The organism is Bacillus sp. 05T22, from assembly GCF_056396765.1.
This window is the reverse complement of sequence record NZ_JBFTMC010000017.1, coordinates 44,728-63,370: the sequence shown is the minus strand read 5'-3', so window position 1 is coordinate 63,370 and position 18,643 is coordinate 44,728. Positions and strand designations below refer to the sequence as shown.

Annotated in this window: 17 protein-coding genes; all 17 read right to left on the bottom strand. The window is 37.9% G+C overall.

Annotated elements, in window-relative coordinates:
- Nucleotides 1-31: 31 nt before the first annotated feature.
- The 17 genes from AC1DIT_RS08540 to sucD all read right to left on the bottom strand — a co-directional run bounded on the left by AC1DIT_RS08540 (nucleotide 32) and on the right by sucD (nucleotide 18,637).
- Nucleotides 32-1,732 carry a proline--tRNA ligase gene (locus tag AC1DIT_RS08540; RefSeq protein ID WP_016131881.1) on the bottom strand — a complete coding sequence of 567 codons (1,701 nt, stop codon included), beginning with the start codon at nucleotides 1,730-1,732 and terminating at the stop codon, nucleotides 32-34.
- Nucleotides 1,733-1,884: 152 nt separating this feature from the next.
- Nucleotides 1,885-3,141 (bottom strand): RIP metalloprotease RseP, encoded by a 1,257-nt coding sequence (gene rseP, locus AC1DIT_RS08535; RefSeq protein ID WP_016115952.1) that lies wholly within the window; start codon nucleotides 3,139-3,141, stop codon nucleotides 1,885-1,887.
- A 17-nt stretch (nucleotides 3,142-3,158) separates the two neighbouring features.
- Entirely contained in the window at nucleotides 3,159-4,301 is a 1,143-nt protein-coding gene (dxr, locus tag AC1DIT_RS08530; RefSeq protein ID WP_016115953.1) for a 1-deoxy-D-xylulose-5-phosphate reductoisomerase, read from the bottom strand.
- Nucleotides 4,302-4,321: 20 nt separating this feature from the next.
- The gene (locus AC1DIT_RS08525) at nucleotides 4,322-5,113 is read right to left on the bottom strand and encodes a phosphatidate cytidylyltransferase (RefSeq protein WP_016115954.1); all 792 of its coding nucleotides are present in this window, start codon (nucleotides 5,111-5,113) and stop codon (nucleotides 4,322-4,324) included.
- Nucleotides 5,114-5,130: 17 nt separating this feature from the next.
- A complete protein-coding gene (gene uppS / locus AC1DIT_RS08520; protein WP_016115955.1) occupies nucleotides 5,131-5,907 on the bottom strand; it encodes an isoprenyl transferase in 777 nt (258 codons plus the stop codon).
- An 85-nt stretch (nucleotides 5,908-5,992) separates the two neighbouring features.
- A complete protein-coding gene (gene frr / locus AC1DIT_RS08515; protein WP_003199493.1) occupies nucleotides 5,993-6,550 on the bottom strand; it encodes a ribosome recycling factor in 558 nt (185 codons plus the stop codon).
- 2 nt (nucleotides 6,551-6,552) lie between these two features.
- The gene (gene pyrH / locus AC1DIT_RS08510; RefSeq protein WP_016115956.1) at nucleotides 6,553-7,275 is read right to left on the bottom strand and encodes a UMP kinase; all 723 of its coding nucleotides are present in this window, start codon (nucleotides 7,273-7,275) and stop codon (nucleotides 6,553-6,555) included.
- 66 nt (nucleotides 7,276-7,341) lie between these two features.
- Complete coding sequence (gene tsf, locus AC1DIT_RS08505; protein WP_476998138.1) at nucleotides 7,342-8,229, bottom strand: translation elongation factor Ts; 888 nt, start codon at nucleotides 8,227-8,229, stop codon at nucleotides 7,342-7,344.
- An 82-nt stretch (nucleotides 8,230-8,311) separates the two neighbouring features.
- The gene (gene rpsB, locus AC1DIT_RS08500) at nucleotides 8,312-9,013 is read right to left on the bottom strand and encodes a 30S ribosomal protein S2 (protein ID WP_016115958.1); all 702 of its coding nucleotides are present in this window, start codon (nucleotides 9,011-9,013) and stop codon (nucleotides 8,312-8,314) included.
- A gap of 362 nt (nucleotides 9,014-9,375) precedes the next feature.
- Complete coding sequence (gene codY / locus AC1DIT_RS08495; protein WP_016115959.1) at nucleotides 9,376-10,155, bottom strand: GTP-sensing pleiotropic transcriptional regulator CodY; 780 nt, start codon at nucleotides 10,153-10,155, stop codon at nucleotides 9,376-9,378.
- A gap of 77 nt (nucleotides 10,156-10,232) precedes the next feature.
- Nucleotides 10,233-11,624 (bottom strand): ATP-dependent protease ATPase subunit HslU, encoded by a 1,392-nt coding sequence (hslU, locus tag AC1DIT_RS08490; RefSeq protein ID WP_003199484.1) that lies wholly within the window; start codon nucleotides 11,622-11,624, stop codon nucleotides 10,233-10,235.
- Nucleotides 11,625-11,646: 22 nt separating this feature from the next.
- Nucleotides 11,647-12,189 (bottom strand): ATP-dependent protease proteolytic subunit HslV, encoded by a 543-nt coding sequence (gene hslV, locus AC1DIT_RS08485; protein ID WP_003199482.1) that lies wholly within the window; start codon nucleotides 12,187-12,189, stop codon nucleotides 11,647-11,649.
- 42 nt (nucleotides 12,190-12,231) lie between these two features.
- Nucleotides 12,232-13,131 carry a tyrosine recombinase XerC gene (xerC, locus tag AC1DIT_RS08480; protein WP_016133222.1) on the bottom strand — a complete coding sequence of 300 codons (900 nt, stop codon included), beginning with the start codon at nucleotides 13,129-13,131 and terminating at the stop codon, nucleotides 12,232-12,234.
- Between the two features lie 65 nt (nucleotides 13,132-13,196).
- Nucleotides 13,197-14,501 (bottom strand): FADH(2)-oxidizing methylenetetrahydrofolate--tRNA-(uracil(54)-C(5))-methyltransferase TrmFO, encoded by a 1,305-nt coding sequence (gene trmFO, locus AC1DIT_RS08475; protein ID WP_016115961.1) that lies wholly within the window; start codon nucleotides 14,499-14,501, stop codon nucleotides 13,197-13,199.
- Between the two features lie 51 nt (nucleotides 14,502-14,552).
- A complete protein-coding gene (gene topA, locus AC1DIT_RS08470) occupies nucleotides 14,553-16,631 on the bottom strand; it encodes a type I DNA topoisomerase (RefSeq protein WP_016133223.1) in 2,079 nt (692 codons plus the stop codon).
- Nucleotides 16,632-16,775: 144 nt separating this feature from the next.
- Nucleotides 16,776-17,645: a DNA-processing protein DprA gene (dprA, locus tag AC1DIT_RS08465; protein ID WP_476998137.1), complete on the bottom strand. Its 870-nt coding sequence runs from the start codon at nucleotides 17,643-17,645 to the stop codon at nucleotides 16,776-16,778.
- A gap of 89 nt (nucleotides 17,646-17,734) precedes the next feature.
- A complete protein-coding gene (gene sucD / locus AC1DIT_RS08460) occupies nucleotides 17,735-18,637 on the bottom strand; it encodes a succinate--CoA ligase subunit alpha (protein WP_016115964.1) in 903 nt (300 codons plus the stop codon).
- Nucleotides 18,638-18,643 lie beyond the last annotated feature (6 nt).

Sequence of the window (18,643 nt, the reverse complement as noted above, 5' to 3'; positions counted from 1 at the left end):
TAGAAGGTACCTCACCTGGAGGTACCTCTTCTTATTTCAAAATATTAGCAATGTATGCATGAAGTTCTTCTACTTTTACTTCTGCAGATTCATTTGTAGCACGTACTTTTACTTCAACAATGCCTTCATCAGCTTTTTTACCAACTGTTACTCGAACTGGAAGACCAAATAAGTCTGCATCAGCAAATTTAACACCTGCACGCTCTGCACGATCATCTAACAATACTTCATAACCTTGTTCTTGTAATGAATTGTAGATCGTTTCACCTACTTCACGCTGTGCATCAGACTTCATGTTTACTGGAATTACATGTACATGGAATGGTGCAACAGCTTTTGGCCAAACCAAACCATTTTCATCGTTAAATTGCTCAGCAACTGCCGCAACTGTACGAGATACCCCGATACCATAGCATCCCATGATAAGTGGTTTCGTTTTTCCATTCTCATCTAAGAACGTTGCATCCATTGCTTCGCTATAACGTGTACCTAATTTAAACACATGTCCAACTTCGATACCACGAGCAAAACGGATTGTCCCATTTCCATCTGGAGATTGATCTCCTTCTTGAATGAAACGTAAATCTGTATATTGACTCACTTTGAAATCACGCTCTGGATTTACATTTATATAATGGAATCCTTCTTCGTTTGCACCACAGCAACCATTTACAATTGCTGCTACAGCATGGTCAGCAATGACTTCAATGTCTCCTGTTACACCAATTGGTCCTAAAGAACCAACTTCGCAATTTAACAGTTCTCTTACTTCTTCATGTGAAGCAAGTTCAACAACTGAAGCACCATAGACATTCTTCACTTTTACATCATTTACTTCATGATCCCCGCGAACAAGTACAACAACAAACTTTTCATCGACTTTAAAGACCATAGATTTGATGCAATTTGACGCTTCCATATTTAAGAATGCAGAAACCTCTTCAATTGCTTTTTGATCTGGCGTTGCTACTTTTTCAAGTGCTTTTTCTGCTTCATCGCTTTTTGCATAGGAAGCAACAACAGGTGCCATTTCAATATTTGCTGCATAATCAGATGTATCAGAATACGCAATTGTATCTTCTCCTACATCAGATAATGCCATAAATTCATGTGTATCTTTACCACCCATTGCTCCAGAATCAGCAATAACCGCACGGAAATTCAATCCACAGCGCGCGAAGATATTAGAATATGCTTGGTATAGGCCACTATAAACTTCATCCAAACTTTCTTGTGTCGCATGGAAAGAATAAGCATCTTTCATTAAAAATTCTCTTCCGCGTAATAAACCAAAACGGGGTCTTTGCTCGTCACGGAATTTTGTTTGGATTTGATATAATGTTAACGGTAGCTTTTTATAAGATTTAATTTCATCACGTACAAGGTCTGTAATAACTTCTTCATGCGTTGCTCCTAGTGCAAACTCACGATCATTACGATCTTTCATACGCATTAACTCAGAACCGTAAGAATACCAACGACCTGATTCTTGCCACAATTCAGCTGCTTGTAATGCTGGCATTAATAATTCTACAGCCCCTGCTCGTTCCATCTCTTCTCGAACAATACGTTCCACTTTATGCAATACTTTTAGCCCCAGTGGTAAAAAGCTGTAAATACCAGAAGCATTTTGACGCATGAATCCTGCACGAAGTAGCAATTGATGACTTTTAATCTCAGCATCAGCTGGCACTTCACGTAATGTAGGACTAAATACCATACTTTGTTTCATCTATTCGCACCTCTTTAATTTACTCTAATACGCAGTAAAACCCCCCACCTCAAATTAGGTGAGGGATTACGACTCTAAGAGTTTTATTCATTTCATTCACTATTCACAAAAAACATCGTGAATTTTATACTTACTACAAGTTTCACTTTATTTTACAAGAAAAATCTCCGAATGTCATTCCACGTTACAACTAACATAAGTAACATCAATAACGCAAAGCCAATAAAATGAACCATTCCTTCTTTTTGGCGATCAATTGGTTTCCCACGCAAAGCTTCAATTAAGAAGAAGAACAAGCGTCCTCCATCAAGAGCAGGAACCGGTAATAGGTTGAATAGGCCAAGGTTTATGCTTAAAACAGCTGCCAAACTAAGAACACGCATAACACCATAATCTACTACTTGGTCTGTTAAATTATAAATTCCTACGGGACCTGATAAATCATTAATAGAAAACTGACCCGTCACTAGTTTTACAAGGGAATCAAAAATTAATTTTGTCCATGTATACGTCTGCTCAAAACCTGATTTAATAGAACCAAAAATAGATTTCTCTACAGGAGAGTATACACCAATTCTACCAACCTCTTCTTTCCCCTCTTTATCAGCTGATGGCGTTACTTTTACATTAAATTGATCACTGTCACGTTTTACATGAAGCGTAATTTCTTTATTTGGGTGTTCACGTACAATCGTGACAACATCTTTCCATGTATTCGTGTCTTTCCCATCGATTGCTTGAATCGTATCATCTTGTTTCAATCCTGCTTGTTCTGCAACACTATCCTTCATTACTTTCCCAACCATCGGCTTATCAACAGGAATACCTTGTACCAATCCAATGATAACAAAAATAACAAATGCAAGAATGAAGTTCATAGCAGGACCTGCAAAGATTGTTAATGCTCGCTGTCCTAGCGTTTTAGAACCAAATTGTCTGTTAAACGGGGCGATTTGTATTTCTTCTCCTGCTGAAACAATACGAGCTTTTTCATTCACACGGAATGTTTGCAATTCCTCTTCGTATTCTTCGTAACCAGCAATTGTGAGATTGTGTTCCAAATCAGCTTGCTCTACTTCAATCACGCGAACATTCGGATACTTTTCGCGCCCGTCTAAAACTAATTTCATAACTTCTTCGTTTTCATTTAACACGAGTCCAACTTTTTTTCCTGGTTTTAATTCAACCGTTTCTGCATCCTCACCAGCCATTCTAACATAGCCTCCAAGAGGTAGTAGCCGAATTGTATAAACTGTTTCATTCTTTTCAAATGAAAATATTTTTGGTCCAAAACCAATTGCAAACTCGCGACATAAAATACCCGCTCTTTTTGCGAAATATAGATGCCCTAGCTCATGGAAAAATACGAGTGCACCGAAAATTAATATAAAGGCAATCGCTGTATTCAATTCCATAACCACCTTTGCTAAATTTGTTCCATCACAAACCGTCTTGTGGCCGCATCAATTTCCTGAATTTCTTCTAAGCTCGGACGTGCAATAACATTGTGATGGTGCATTGCTTTTTCAATGAGGTCTTCTACTGTTAGGAAACCAATTTTCTTTTGTAGAAAGGCTGCTACAGCTACTTCATTTGCTGCATTCATAACAGCTGGCATGCTCCCGCCCATCTTTCCAGCTTCATATGCAAAACGTAGGCAACGGAAACGATCTTGATTCATTTGTTCAAAATGCAGTGTTCCAATTTCCCATAAATTTAACTGTTTTGTATCTGAGAGAGGTAATCGATCTGGATATGTAAGTGCATATTGAATTGGTACACGCATATCTGGTGAGCCGAGCTGTGCCATTACACTACGATCTTCAAATTCAACCATAGAATGAATAATGCTTTCTTTATGTAAAACAACATCAATTTGCTCATAAGGTATACCGAAAAGCCAATGCGCTTCAATTACTTCCAGCCCCTTATTCATCATTGTAGCAGAATCAATTGTAATTTTCGAACCCATTGACCAGTTTGGATGACGAAGCGCATCTTCCACAGTCACATGATGTAATTCATCTCTCGTTTTATCGCGGAAACTCCCGCCTGAAGCAGTGATAATTAAGCGAGAAATTCGCTTTTCATTTTCTCCATTCAAACATTGAAAAATAGCCGAATGCTCACTATCTACTGGAAGTAACGGCACATTATGTTTGCGTGCAGCTTCCATTACAATATGTCCCGCAGTTACTAATGTTTCTTTGTTTGCAATTCCAATTGTTTTTTTCGCCTCAATTGCACGGAGTGTTGGTAACAACCCTACACTACCTACAACAGCATTTATTACAACTTCTGCACTCGGGTGAAGAGCTACCTCTAATAGTCCTTCGTCACCATATACTACTTTTGTATTTCCAGAAACTGATTGTAACCTTACAACATCTTCCTCTCTTTGTACAGAAACAAGCTGAGGAGAAAATTCTTGAATAACTTTTACTGCGTAGTCAATATTTTTCCCTACAGAAAAAGCAACGAGACGGAATTGGTCTGGGTGCGAGCGTAGTACATCTAAAGTTTGCGTCCCAATTGATCCGCTTGCCCCTAATAAACTAATGTTTTTCATGACTCCAACCCCTCGTTTTATTATGAAATGAAATGTAAGAAGTGTAAAATCGGTAATACGAACAACCAACTATCTGTTCGATCTAAGATTCCACCATGTCCTGGTAAAATTGTACCCGAATCTTTCACACCGTAATGGCGTTTAAAAGCAGATTGTACTAAATCACCAAGTTGTCCAAAAATGGAGATCGCGATTGTAACAATTATTAACATCCCAACGTTCCCTTGAACTTGGAAAAACATATTGTATACAAAAGCAACAATAATCCCACAAACAATACCGCCTAGTGAACCTTCTATCGTTTTATTCGGACTAATTTCTGGCCACAATTTTCTTTTTCCGATTGCTTTCCCTATGAAATATGCACCTGAATCAGTTGCCCAAATGACAAATAACGCATAAAACACAAAATGGATTCCCGCTATTCTCGTTTCATTTAAATATAAGAATCCCATTGCAACATACGTTGTTGCCATAAGTAAAAAAGAAGCATTGTCAAAAGTAAATGTATTCTTTGAAAGGACTGTATATGATAAAAGTAATAAAACAATCACAAATGTGATTTCTAGTTTATCTAATCCAATCCAATTGAACACTCCTGATGCATTACTTGGAACTAAAATACTCCACAATAATAATGCGGCTAAAACTGTTGGTACCGAAATAAGTGTAAGCTTGTTCATACGAATTAATTCATATAATCCTATAGAAGCAAGTGCATACACTAAAACTGTAAAAGGCACGCCACCGTAAATTACGATGGGAATGAACAGCGCGGCAGCAATCACTCCAGTAATAATTCTCTGTTTCACTACCAAACCCTCTCTTTCTACACGCCTCCGAATCTGCGCCCTCTATGTTGAAAGTCTGTAATCGCATTTAGCAAATGTTCCTCGGTAAAATCTGGCCAATACACATCTGTAAACCAAAGCTCCGAATACGCAATTTGCCATAGCATGAAATTACTAATACGTAGCTCCCCACTTGTACGAATAAGCAAGTCTGGGTCAGGTAAAGAGCTTGTCATTAAGTATGAAGAAAGCATTTCTTCATTTACATCTTCTGAACGAACTTTCCCTTCTTCGCTATCTTTCATCATATGTTGCACAGCAGAAACGATTTCATCGCGACTTCCATAGTTTAACGCAAAATTGAGAATTAATCCCGTGTTCTCTTTTGTATCTTCCATGGCTTTTTCCATCGCTCTGCGCGTATGCGTAGGAAGACGATCTTTTTGTCCAATTACTCGAACTTGTACATTTTCTTCAATTAATTCTGGTAAAAATGCACCTAAAAATTCTTCTGGAAGCTTCATTAAATAATCGACTTCCTTTTTCGGTCTTTTCCAATTCTCAGTAGAAAAAGCATAAAGAGTCAGCACTTTCACATCAAGTTTACTAGCAAATTTCGTAATTTTTTTTACTACTTGCATTCCTTCATGATGTCCGGCAATGCGGGGCATTGCTCTTCTCTTTGCCCATCTTCCATTACCATCCATAATGATCGCAATGTGCTCTGGGATATGTCCCTTTTTCACTTTTCCAATGAGATGATCAAACGATGTGACCTTTTTACCTTTAAAAAAAGGAAACTTTTTAAACATCATTCATACCCTCCAACAAGCAGACGTATGCCAAAAAGTGTAAAAAGACCCCCTTAAGAAGAGGGTCATATTTGCGAAGGTATCGCTATTACACTTCCATGATTTCTTTTTCTTTGTTTTTTGCGATTTCGTCAACTTTTGCAATATATTTATCTGTTTCTTTTTGGATATCTTCTGTATATCCTCTTAAGTCGTCTTCTGTAATATCTCCAGCTTTTTCAAGCTTTTTAAGATCATCATTAGCATCACGACGTACGTTACGAACTGCTACTTTTGCTTCTTCAGCATATTTCTTAACAGTTTTTACTAGGTCTCTACGACGTTCTTCTGTTAATGCAGGGAATGCAATACGAATTACTGATCCATCGTTAGAAGGATTTAGACCTAAATCAGCTTTTAAAATTGCTTTTTCAATATCACCGATAGAAGTTTTATCATACGGCTGAATAACAAGCAAACGTGCTTCAGGAACTGTAATGTTCGCTAATTGCACAACAGGTGTTGGTGCACCATAATAATCAACTTGTACTTTATCTAATGCAGACGCGCTTGCACGACCAGCACGAACTGAAGCTAATTCGCGAGAATAAGCAGCAACTGCTTTTTCCATTTTTTCATTTGCAGCTTTTAATACTTGTTGTCCCATTTTTATTTCCCCCTTACAATTGTTCCAATATTTTCGCCTAAAACGACACGCTTAATATTACCTTTTTCCATAACTGAGAATACAATTAATGGAATATCATTATCCATACATAAAGAAGAAGCAGTAGAATCCATTACACCTAAACCTTCTTTTAATACATCTAAGTAAGTAAGTGTTTCATATTTCGTAGCTGTTGGGTCAATAGATGGATCTGCATTATATACGCCATCTACATTGTTTTTCGCCATTAAAATAACATCAGCTTCGATTTCTGCTGCACGTAATGCTGCAGTTGTATCTGTAGAGAAGTACGGGTTACCTGTACCCGCTGCAAAGATAACAACACGCTTCTTCTCTAAGTGACGAATTGCTTTGCGACGAATGTAAGGTTCTGCCACTTGACGCATTTCAATAGAAGTTTGAACACGTGTTTGAATTCCAATGTTCTCCAAGCTATCTTGAAGAGCTAATGAGTTCATAACTGTCGCTAACATGCCCATGTAGTCCGCTCCTGCACGGTCCATGCCCATTTCACTTCCAATTTTCCCACGCCAAATGTTACCGCCGCCAACAACAACAGCAACCTCTACATCAAGTTCTGCAATTTCTTTCACTTGTTCTGCAACTGACTTAATAACAGCTGGGTTAATTCCAAATCCTTTTTCACCAGCTAAAGCTTCACCGCTTAGCTTTAAAACAACACGATTATATTTCGGTTTACTCATAATGAACCTCCAATTGCCTACATCTTTATTTTAAAAAAGGGAACACAATGTGTTCCCTAATCTGTATTAGTTGTTACCTTTTACTTGGTTCATTACTTCTTCAGCAAAGTTGTCTTCACGCTTCTCGATACCTTCACCAACAGCGTAGCGAACGAATCCTTTTACCGTTCCGCCTTTAGACTCAACGAATTGACGAACTTTCATATCAGGGTTTTTAACGAATGCTTGGTCAAGTAAGCAAATCTCTTCGAAGAATTTACCTAGGCGACCTTCAACCATCTTAGCAACGATTTTTTCAGGCTTGCCTTCGTTTAAAGCTTGTTGTGTTAATACTTGACGCTCATGCTCAACTTCTTCAGCTGTTACAGCATCGCGGTCGATGTATTTAGGGTTAACTGCTGCAATGTGCATTGCTACATCTTTAGCAGCTGCTTCATCAGTAGAACCTTCAAGAACTGTTACTACACCAATGCGTCCACCCATGTGTAGGTAAGCACCGAATGCATCTGCATCAGTTTTTGTTACGATTTCAAAACGACGAAGTGTAAGTTTTTCACCAATTTTAGCGATTGCTTCATTGATGTGCTCTTCTACTGTTTTACCATTTGCAATTGTTTGAGTCATAGCTTCCTCAACAGATGCAGGCTTGTTAGCTAATAAGTGMGCAGCTAATTCTTTWATTAAMGCTTGGAAACCTTCGTTTTTCGCAACGAAATCAGTYTCAGAGTTTAATTCTAAGATTAAAGCATCGTTACCGTTTGTTTCGATRWAAGTTAAACCTTCAGCAGCRATRCGGTCTGCTTTTTTCGCAGCTTTCGCAATACCTTTTTCACGTAAGAAATCAATTGCTTTCTCCATGTCGCCATTCGTTTCTGTTAAAGCTTTTTTGCAGTCCATCATACCTGCGCCCGTTTTTTCACGAAGTTCTTTTACCATTTGTGCAGTAATTGCCATACTTTTCATCCTCCTAAAATATGTATTTATACCTTAAAAAAGGTGATAAAAGGCCGAACCCCTTATCACCTTTCCAAATTTGTTACGCAGTAACAGTTTCTTCACCTTGTTTTGCTTCAAGGATCGCGTCTGCCATTTTAGATGTAAGAAGTTTTACAGCACGAATTGCATCATCGTTTGCTGGAATTACGTGATCGATTTCGTCTGGATCACAGTTTGTATCAACGATTCCGATGATTGGAATGTGTAATTTGCGTGCTTCAGCAACTGCGATACGCTCTTTACGAGGGTCTACTACGAATAATGCACTTGGAAGACCTTTCATATCTTTAATACCGCCTAAGAATTTTTCAAGACGCTCTAACTCTTTTTTAAGTTGAACAACTTCTTTCTTAGGAAGTACATCGAATGTACCATCTTCTTGCATTCTTTCGATGTCTTTAAGACGCTTGATACGCTTTTGGATTGTTTGGAAGTTTGTTAACGTTCCACCTAACCAACGTTGGTTAACGAAGTACATACCTGCACGAGTTGCTTCTTCTTTAATAGCTTCTTGTGCTTGTTTTTTTGTACCTACGAATAAAATGTCGCCACCTTCAGCAGCGATGTTACGCATTACGTTGAAAGCTTCTTCAACTTTTTTCACAGTTTTTTGTAAGTCGATGATGTAGATACCGTTACGCTCTGTGAAAATGTAACGTTTCATTTTTGGGTTCCAACGACGAGTTTGATGTCCGAAATGAACACCTGCTTCAAGCAATTGCTTCATAGAAATTACTGCCATAATTTAGTTCCTCCTAAATGGTTTTTGATATCCTCCGTTTACTTCACCTTTAAGCGAAACTACAAGCGTAGCACCAACACTTAAATCGGTAAACGTGTGTACTTTGTACTGACACCACTGCTTACTATATCATAATGAAATATTACAATCAAGTCGAAAATGCGAACAATGTAAAACTTTCTTTTTAATTATGATTTTACTCATCTATTTCTCAATTCTAACTTCAGTATTACCACTCTTCCTTTCCTTTAAGCAGCCGTGCCTAATAAAGCAAAACCACGGCTTTCCCCCCCATCAGAACGCAATGAATCTTTTAGAAAATAAAAAAGCTCTCCTCACATGAGGAGAGCTTCCCTTAACAATTAGTTTGTTTTTAATTTAGCAAGTTCTTGTAAAAACTTGTCGTTTAATACTTTAATGTATGTTCCTTTCATACCTAAAGAACGAGATTCAATAACGCCTGCACTTTCTAATTTACGAAGTGCGTTTACGATTACAGAACGAGTAATTCCTACACGATCAGCAATTTTACTTGCAACAAGTAAACCTTCTGTTCCATTTAATTCTTCGAAGATGTGCTCAATTGCTTCTAACTCACTGTATGATAACGAGCTAATTGCCATTTGAACGACCGCTTTACTACGCGCTTCTTCTTCGATTTCTTCCGCTTTTTCGCGTAAGATTTCCATACCTACTACAGTTGCGCTGTACTCAGCAAGAATTAAATCATCATCTAAAAATTCTTGACCAAGACGCGCTAACACTAGTGTACCTAGACGTTCACCGCCACCAACGATCGGTACAATTGTAGTTAAACCTTGACCGAATAATTCTTTGTTTTCTACAGGGAATGCTGTAAATTGACTGTTTACATCTAAGTTTGAAGATGTTTCTGTAACGTTGAATAGGCTTTGTGTATATTCTTCTGGAAATTGACGCTCTGCAAGCATTTGTTTCATGCGCTCATTCTCGATTTGTTGGTGAATTGCATATCCTAATAATTTACCGCGACGACTTACAACGAATACGTTCGCTTCAATTACTTCACACATTGTATCTGACATTTCTCTAAAGTTTACAGGCTTTCCTGCTGCGCTCTGTAATAACGCATTTAATTTTCTCGTTTTTGCTAATAATTCCATTTCAAAAGTTCCTCCTACATGTTACTTACATATTTTTTCATCACTTGGAAACTAGGGCGAGTCACCTGATGACACTATTACAAAATAAACTGGCTCACATCTTTATTTTTAGCAATCGTTGCTAATTTTTCCTCTACATATTGAGGTGTTATCGTTATTTTCTCTAACGTAATCTCAGATGCTTCAAACGATAAATCTTCAAGAAGTTTCTCCATAATGGTATGAAGTCTTCTCGCTCCAATATTATCCGTATCTTGATTAACTTGATAAGCAATCTCAGCAATCTTACGAATAGCTTCGTCAGAAAATTCAATTTCTATACCCTCAGTTGCTAATAATGCTATATATTGCTTCACTAAAGCATTATCAGGTTCTACAAGAATTTTAACAAAATCATCTACCGATAATTTTGTTAATTCCACTCGAATCGGGAATCTTCCTTGCAGTTCTGGAATTAAATCAGACGGTTTGGACATATGGAAGGCACCAGCCGCAATAAATAAAATATAATCTGTTTTCACCGATCCATATTTCGTTGCAACGTTTGATCCTTCTACAATTGGCAAAATGTCACGCTGTACACCTTCACGCGATACATCCACGCTATTCGACTGCTTACCAGCAATTTTGTCAATTTCATCAATAAAAATAATCCCGAGCTGTTCAGCACGATAAACAGCCTCTTGTGTAACTTCATCCATATCAATTAAGCGCTGTGCTTCCTCATTTGTCAAGACTTTTCTTGCTTCTTTTACAGAAAGTTTACGTTTTTTCGTTTTTTTCGGCATAAAACTTCCTAATGCATCTTGGAAATTCATCCCCATTTGCTCCATACCAGTACCTTGCAACATATCAAACATAGAAGACTGTTGTTCCGTCACTTCAATCGATACAATTTCATCTTCAAGTAAACCTGCGGCAAGTTTCTTTTCAACTTCTCTGCGCTTCTTTTCAATTTCTGTGTCATCTTGTGTTTCAGATGTCTGATTCGCATTTTGATTTCCACCAAATAACATCTCTAACGGATTTTTGAATCCGGATTGTTTTTGCGGACTTGGCACCAAAATTTCAACAAGCCGTTGATTTGCTTGTTCCTCAGCCTTATCTTTAACCTTGACGACCATTTCTTCTTTTACGATGCGAACTGAAGTTTCTACAAGGTCACGCACCATAGATTCTACATCTCGACCGACATATCCAACTTCTGTGAATTTCGTTGCTTCAACCTTAATAAAAGGTGCTCCAACGAGCTTCGCCATTCGTCGTGCTACCTCTGTCTTTCCGACCCCTGTCGGTCCAATCATTAAAATGTTCTTCGGAGCAATTTCATCGCGTAAATCTTCCGCTAATTTACTGCGACGATATCGATTTCTAAGTGCTACTGCAACCGCTTTTTTCGCATCTTTTTGACCAATAATATATTGATCCAATTTTTCTACAATTTGACGCGGAGTAAAATGTAAATGCATATAAAATGCCTCCCTTACGATTCTACAATTCTTCCACAATAATATTGTGATTTGTATACACACAAATGTCACCAGCAATTTCTAAACTTGCTTTCGCAATTGCTTTTGCTGTTAAATGTTCACTCGCATGTTGCTTTAAAGCGCGGCCAGCTGCAAGCGCATAATGTCCACCTGAACCGATTGCTAAAATGCCATCATCCGGTTCAATTACTTCTCCTGTTCCTGAAACAAGAAGTAACGTTGTTTGATCCATAACGATTAACATCGCTTCCAATTGACGCAGCATTTTATCGCCACGCCATTGTTTCGCCATTTCAACTGCAGCACGTTGTAAATTTCCATTATACTCTTCTAATTTCCCCTCAAACATTTCAAAAAGAGTAAACGCATCCGCAACGGAACCTGCAAATCCAGCTAACACCTTCCCTTGAAATAGCTTTCGAACTTTGCGTGCTGTGTGCTTCATCACAACAGCATTACCAAATGTCACTTGTCCGTCGCCGGCCATAGCACACTCGCCATTATGGTGAATGGCAAATATCGTTGTAGCGTGGAAATTTCCCATAGAAAAAACTCCTTTATATGTTTTTATAGCTTTAAAAGCAATTTATGCCCGCGGGTGATGCTTCATGTAAACAGAACGCAATCTTTCTTTTGAAACATGCGTATAAATTTGTGTCGTTGATAGATTTTCATGACCCAATAACTCCTGCACAGTTCGTAAATCTGCACCTTCATCTAACATATGTGTAGCAAATGTATGCCTTAACATATGCGGACTTATTCGCATTGTAAGAGAAGCTTTCTTAATGAGCTCATTTAAAATATAACGAACACCGCGATCCGTTAACGGCTTACCCTTTGCATTTAAAAACACCATTTGAGAGTGTTCCTCTGTTTTTTTAGCTAACTGTTTTCTACCGTTTTCTATATAGGTAATTAAAGCATCTTGTGCATAACTTCCAAATGGAACGTACCTTTGTTTTTTGCCTTTTCCCGTCACTAGAATTGTCCCTACCGAGAAATCAATATCAGTAAGTTGTAAACTTACACATTCACTCACACGGATCCCCGTTGCATACATAAGCTCTAATAAAGCTTGATCCCTTTGACCAAGTGGTGTTTTTACATCAGAAACTTCAAACAATTTCTCCAATTCTTCAACATACAAAAACTTTGGGATTGACAGTTCTTTTTTGGGGAGTGACGCAAGTGCAAACGGATTATCTTCTCGATATCCTTCACGCATCAGAAAACGATATAAACTTCGTAAGCTCGATACTTTTCTTGCGACAGATTTACGGGCTAGCTTTTCATCGTGTAATGTTGTTAAGTACAAACGAACATCTACGTATGTAACGTCTAAAAAAGAGGATATGCCTTCTCGCTCCATAAATTGCACAAAATGTTCTAAATCATTTTGATAACTTGCAATTGTATATTTTGAATAATTTCTTTCAATTTGTAAATATCCAACGAATAATTGTAACAATTTCTTCACATTCACATAACTCACCTCAATAAAGGCTACTAAATCGTATCACAACTCAGTAGCCTTTGCAAGAAATTTAACTAAATATTTACAAAATTTCGAATTGTCTCTAAAGCGCGTGTTGCGTATGCTTCATTTCGCTCTTGTTTCTTTTTAATTTTCTTTTCTAATGGCGCAAATAAACCAAAGTTTGCGTTCATCGGTTGGAAGTTTTTCGCATTAGTTGCAGTAATATAATTCGCCATACTGCCCATTGCTGTTACAGGAGGTAATACAACAGGCTCTTCTCCCTTTACAAGACGAGCTGCATTAATACCCGCTAACAGCCCTGAAGCAGCCGATTCTACATATCCTTCTACACCTGTCATTTGTCCAGCAAAGAATAAATCATCACGATGTTTATATTGGTATGTTGGACGAAGTAATTTTGGTGAATTAATAAACGTATTACGATGCATTACACCATAGCGTACAATTTCTGCATTTTCAAGTCCAGGAATCAATTGTAATACTTCTTTTTGAGGTCCCCACTTTAAATGTGTTTGGAACCCAACAATATTGTATAACGTTCCTGCTGCATCATCTTGACGTAATTGAACAACAGCATATGGCGTTTTACCTGTTTTCGGATCTTCCAGCCCCACTGGTTTCATCGGTCCAAATAACAATGTCTGTCTACCACGGCTTGCCATTACTTCTACAGGCATACACCCTTCAAAGAATACTTCTTTCTCAAATTCTTTTAATGGCACTGTCTCTGCAGCAATTAAAGCATCATAAAAACGATCGAACTCTTCTTCTGTCATTGGGCAGTTTAAATAAGCCGCTTCTCCCTTATCGTAACGAGATTTTAAATATACTTTGTTCATATCAATGCTTTCTTTTTCCACAATTGGTGCAGCTGCATCATAGAAATAAAAATAATCTTCACCCGTTAACTCTTTTAACTGTGCAGAAAGTTCTGGAGATGTGAGTGGACCTGTCGCGATAACAGTTGGTCCTTCTGGAATTTCTGTCATTTCTTCGTTCATCACAGTTACGTTTGGATGATTTTTCACATACTCCGTTACTTTTGCTGCAAATTCATGCCGATCAACCGCTAATGCTCCTCCTGCTGGCACAGAACACTCATCTGCCGCACGGATAATAACAGAGTCCATTTTGCGCATTTCTTCTTTAATGACCCCAACAGCATTTGTTAATGTATTTGCACGAAGTGAGTTACTGCATACTAACTCAGCAAATTTATCTGTGTGATGAGCCGGCGTTTGTCTTACTGGTCTCATTTCATATAATTTTACTTGAACACCACGTTTTGCAATTTGATAAGCTGCTTCACTTCCTGCAAGACCTGCGCCAATGACGTTTACTACTTGTGTTGTCATGTATTTATCACCTTTCCTTTTCTATCCCGAAAAAAATGTGAGCAGTTACGCTCACATTTGTTGTTCTTCTTCATAATCACAAGAAATACATTGTACTTGAACGCCTTTTTTCAGCTTCTTCTCTACGAGCATACCTTCACATTTCGGGCATTTCCGGCCAATCGGTTTATCCCAAGATACGAAATCGCATTCTGGATATGTGCCACATCCATAGAAAAGACGTTTCTTTTTATTACTTCGGCGTTCAATAATTTGTCCTTTATCACATTTCGGACAAGTTACACCGATTTCTTTCACAATCGGTTTTGTATTGCGACAATCAGGGAAATTAGAACAAGCCATAAACTTCCCGTATTTGCCCATTTTAAAGACCATTGGGTGACCGCATAATTCACAATCTTCCCCAGCAGGTTCATCTTTAATTTCGACCTCACGCATCTCCTTTTCCGCTTTTTCTAAGCGGGGTTCAAAGCCTACGTAGAAATCATCAACAATTTTCACCCAATTTGCTTTCCCCTCTTCTACTTCATCAAGGTTTTGCTCCATATTGGCCGTAAATTCAATGTTAATAATTTCCGGGAAAAACTCTAAAATAAGTTCAATTACAATTTCTCCAAGTTCAGTCGGAACAAAGCGTTTATTGTCTAATGCAACATATCCTCGCTTCTGAATCGTTTCAAGTGTCGGTACGTAAGTAGACGGTCTCCCGATTCCAAGCTCTTCAAGCATCCTAACTAAACGGGCCTCTGTATAACGTGGTGGCGGCTGCGTAAAGTGCTGCTTTGGATCCATATCTTTTGAAAATACGGTTTCTCCTATTTCTAAAGGAGGCAACATTTTATCTTTTTCTTCCGCACCATCATCTTTCGATTCTACGTAAACTTTCATAAACCCTGAAAATTTCACTACTGAGCCACTTGCACGGAATTGAACGTTATTATTAATGAGTCTAGCTGTAACAGTATCCATTACAGCGGATGCCATTTGACTTGCAACAAATCGCTCCCAAATCAATTTGTACAAACGATGTTGATCACGACTTAAGAAACTTTTTAGTTCCTCTGGCTTTCTCATTACCGAAGTTGGACGAATTGCTTCATGCGCATCTTGTGCATTCGCTTTTTTCGTTTCCTTCTTCTTCTCTGTCCCTATGTATTCTGAACCAAACGCCTCAGTAATATAAGAGCGAGCTTCCTCTTGAGCAGTTTCCGATATACGCGTTGAGTCTGTTCTCATATACGTAATAAGACCTACGGTTCCCTGTTTACCAATATCTATCCCTTCGTATAGCTGCTGCGCAAGCATCATTGTTTTCTTTGCTCGCATATTTAATTTACGTGCAGCTTCTTGTTGTAAAGAAGACGTTGTAAATGGTAATGCAGGATTACGTTTTCGCTCTTTTTTCGTTACATTTTCAACTGAAAACACATTGTCTTTCATTGTTTCAATTATGTCTTTTACTTGCGCTTCATTTGTTAATTGAACCTTTTCTCCATTCACACCATAAAAAGATGCTTCAAATGTGTCTTTTCCTTTTACAAATTCTGTTTTAATTGTCCAGAACTCTTCCGGAATAAAACTTTGAATTTCTTTTTCACGATCAATAATTAAGCGAACCGCTACAGATTGTACACGTCCTGCACTTAATCCCTTTTTGACTTTCTTCCATAATAAAGGACTAATATTATAACCAACAAGGCGATCAAGTATCCGTCTTGCTTGCTGTGCATCTACTAAATCCATATTAATTGCACGAGGATGCTTAAATGACTCTTTAATCGCATCTTTTGTAATTTCATTAAATACAACCCGGCAATCTGATTCAACATCCACATTTAGCGTATTCGCTAAATGCCAAGCGATCGCTTCTCCTTCGCGGTCTGGATCGGCCGCGAGATAGACTTTTTTTGCTTTTTTTGCTGCTGATTTTAAATCTTTTAAAACAGGACCTTTACCACGGATGGTAATATACTTCGGGGTGAAATTATTTTTTACTTCTATCCCCATTTGACTTTTAGGCAAATCGCGAACATGTCCCATAGACGCGACGACTTTGTATTTTTTCCCTAAATATTTCTCAATGGTTTTCGCCTTAGAAGGCGACTCCACGATTACGAGGTAATCTGACATGCTAGTGCCTCCTTAAGAGGTGGATTCAAGTCTTCATTAATCTTATTGATTTCTCTTGTTTTTGTCAATCAAGAATGAGTATAACATACAGTGCCACTCTACCATTTGTCAATAATTGTTTAATAAAAACATAAAAATATACGATTAATTTAAAAATTCCTCGAGAATATCCTCTGCTTTTTGAACAAGTTTCGCCCCTTGCTTTATAAGTTGATTTGTTCCTGCTGCACTTTCTGTAAAAATAGGACCTGGAAAAGCAAATACCTCCCTATTTTGTTCTAAAGCGAGATCTGCAGTAATAAGCGAGCCACTTTTCGATTTCGCTTCCACTACTAGAACTCCTTTACAAAGACCACTGATAATTCGATTTCGCTTTGGAAAATACCATTTTCTAGGCGCGTAATGTGGCGGATATTCTGTTAATAACAGTACAGTATTCTTCCATATTTTATAAAAGTAGCAATTCTCTTTTGGATACATATACTGTAATCCATGCCCTAAGACAGCAATAGTAGAGCTATGTTGTTGCACTGCGATTTGATGAGCAATGGTATCAATTCCATTTGCAAAACCACTTACAATTAGCCATTCTTTGTCTATTAGCGGTTGTAAAATAGATTGTATGCTTTCTTTCCCGTATAAAGAAGGTTTTCTTGTTCCAACTACTGCAAATTTATTTATTTCTCCTAATAATTCTCTCTTTCCCTTTCCATATAAAATGAAAGGCGGATCTGATATTTCACGTAATAATTCTGGATAATCATCATCCCATATTGTGACATAAAAAATATGCTTTTCTTCTAAATGACGTATACATTGTGCTGGGGTAGATGTTTGTAAGAAGCTAACTAATTCAGCAGATTTTTTCGGAGTCAGCCCAGCATACTTTTCAAATTCCACTGAACTAAATTTATACAGTTTCTTTATCTCTGGGTCTATATGTAATAAGCGAGTTAACGCTTTCCAATGATCCGCTAACACATAATGAAGATGGAGCAATCGTTCCCTTTYCATGATCATTCTCCTTACCCATAATTTTTATTATGTAAACAGGAAAAAGTGTAAAAAGACACCCTCTAACACGAAGGTGTCTTTCAAAAAGATTAATAGTTTTTACAAGTTTCAAATAATCCTTTTTCTTTTAAAACAGCGATTAAAGTTTCGCCCATAACAGCTGGTGTTTCAGCAACTTTAATACCACAAGCTTCCATTGTTTTGATTTTTTCAGCAGCTGTACCTTTACCGCCAGAAATAATCGCACCAGCATGGCCCATACGTTTTCCTGCAGGCGCTGTTTGACCACCGATAAATCCAACAACAGGTTTTGTCATATTTGCTTTTACCCACTCAGCAGCTTCTTCTTCTGCTGTTCCGCCGATTTCACCAATCATAATAACAGCATGTGTTTCTTCGTCTTCATTAAACGCTTTTAACGCATCAATAAAGTCTGTACCATTGACAGGGTCGCCACCGATACCTACAGCAGTAGATTGACCAATGCCTTCTTGTGTTAATTGATGTACAGCTTCGTATGTTAATGTACCAGATCGAGATACAATACCGACATGACCTTTTTTATGAATATATCCTGGCATAATACCAATCTTACATTCATCTGGTGTAATAACACCTGGGCAGTTTGGTCCAAGTAAACGCGTCTGTTTACCTGCCATATACTTCTTAACTTTAACCATATCTAATACAGGGATTCCTTCTGTAATACATACTACTAAATCAATCTCTGCATCAACTGCTTCCATAATTGCATCAGCCGCAAAAGCGGGTGGAACGTACACAACTGAAGCATTTGCGCGCGTTGCTTTTACAGCATCTTCTACCGTATCAAAGACAGGTACACCTTCAATTTCAGTGCCACCTTTACCAGGTGTTACACCACCGACAATTTTCGTACCATATTCAATCATTTGTTTTGTATGGAATAAACCTTGTGAACCAGTAATACCTTGTACAATAACTTTTGTATCTTTATTAACTAATACGCTCATTTTTCT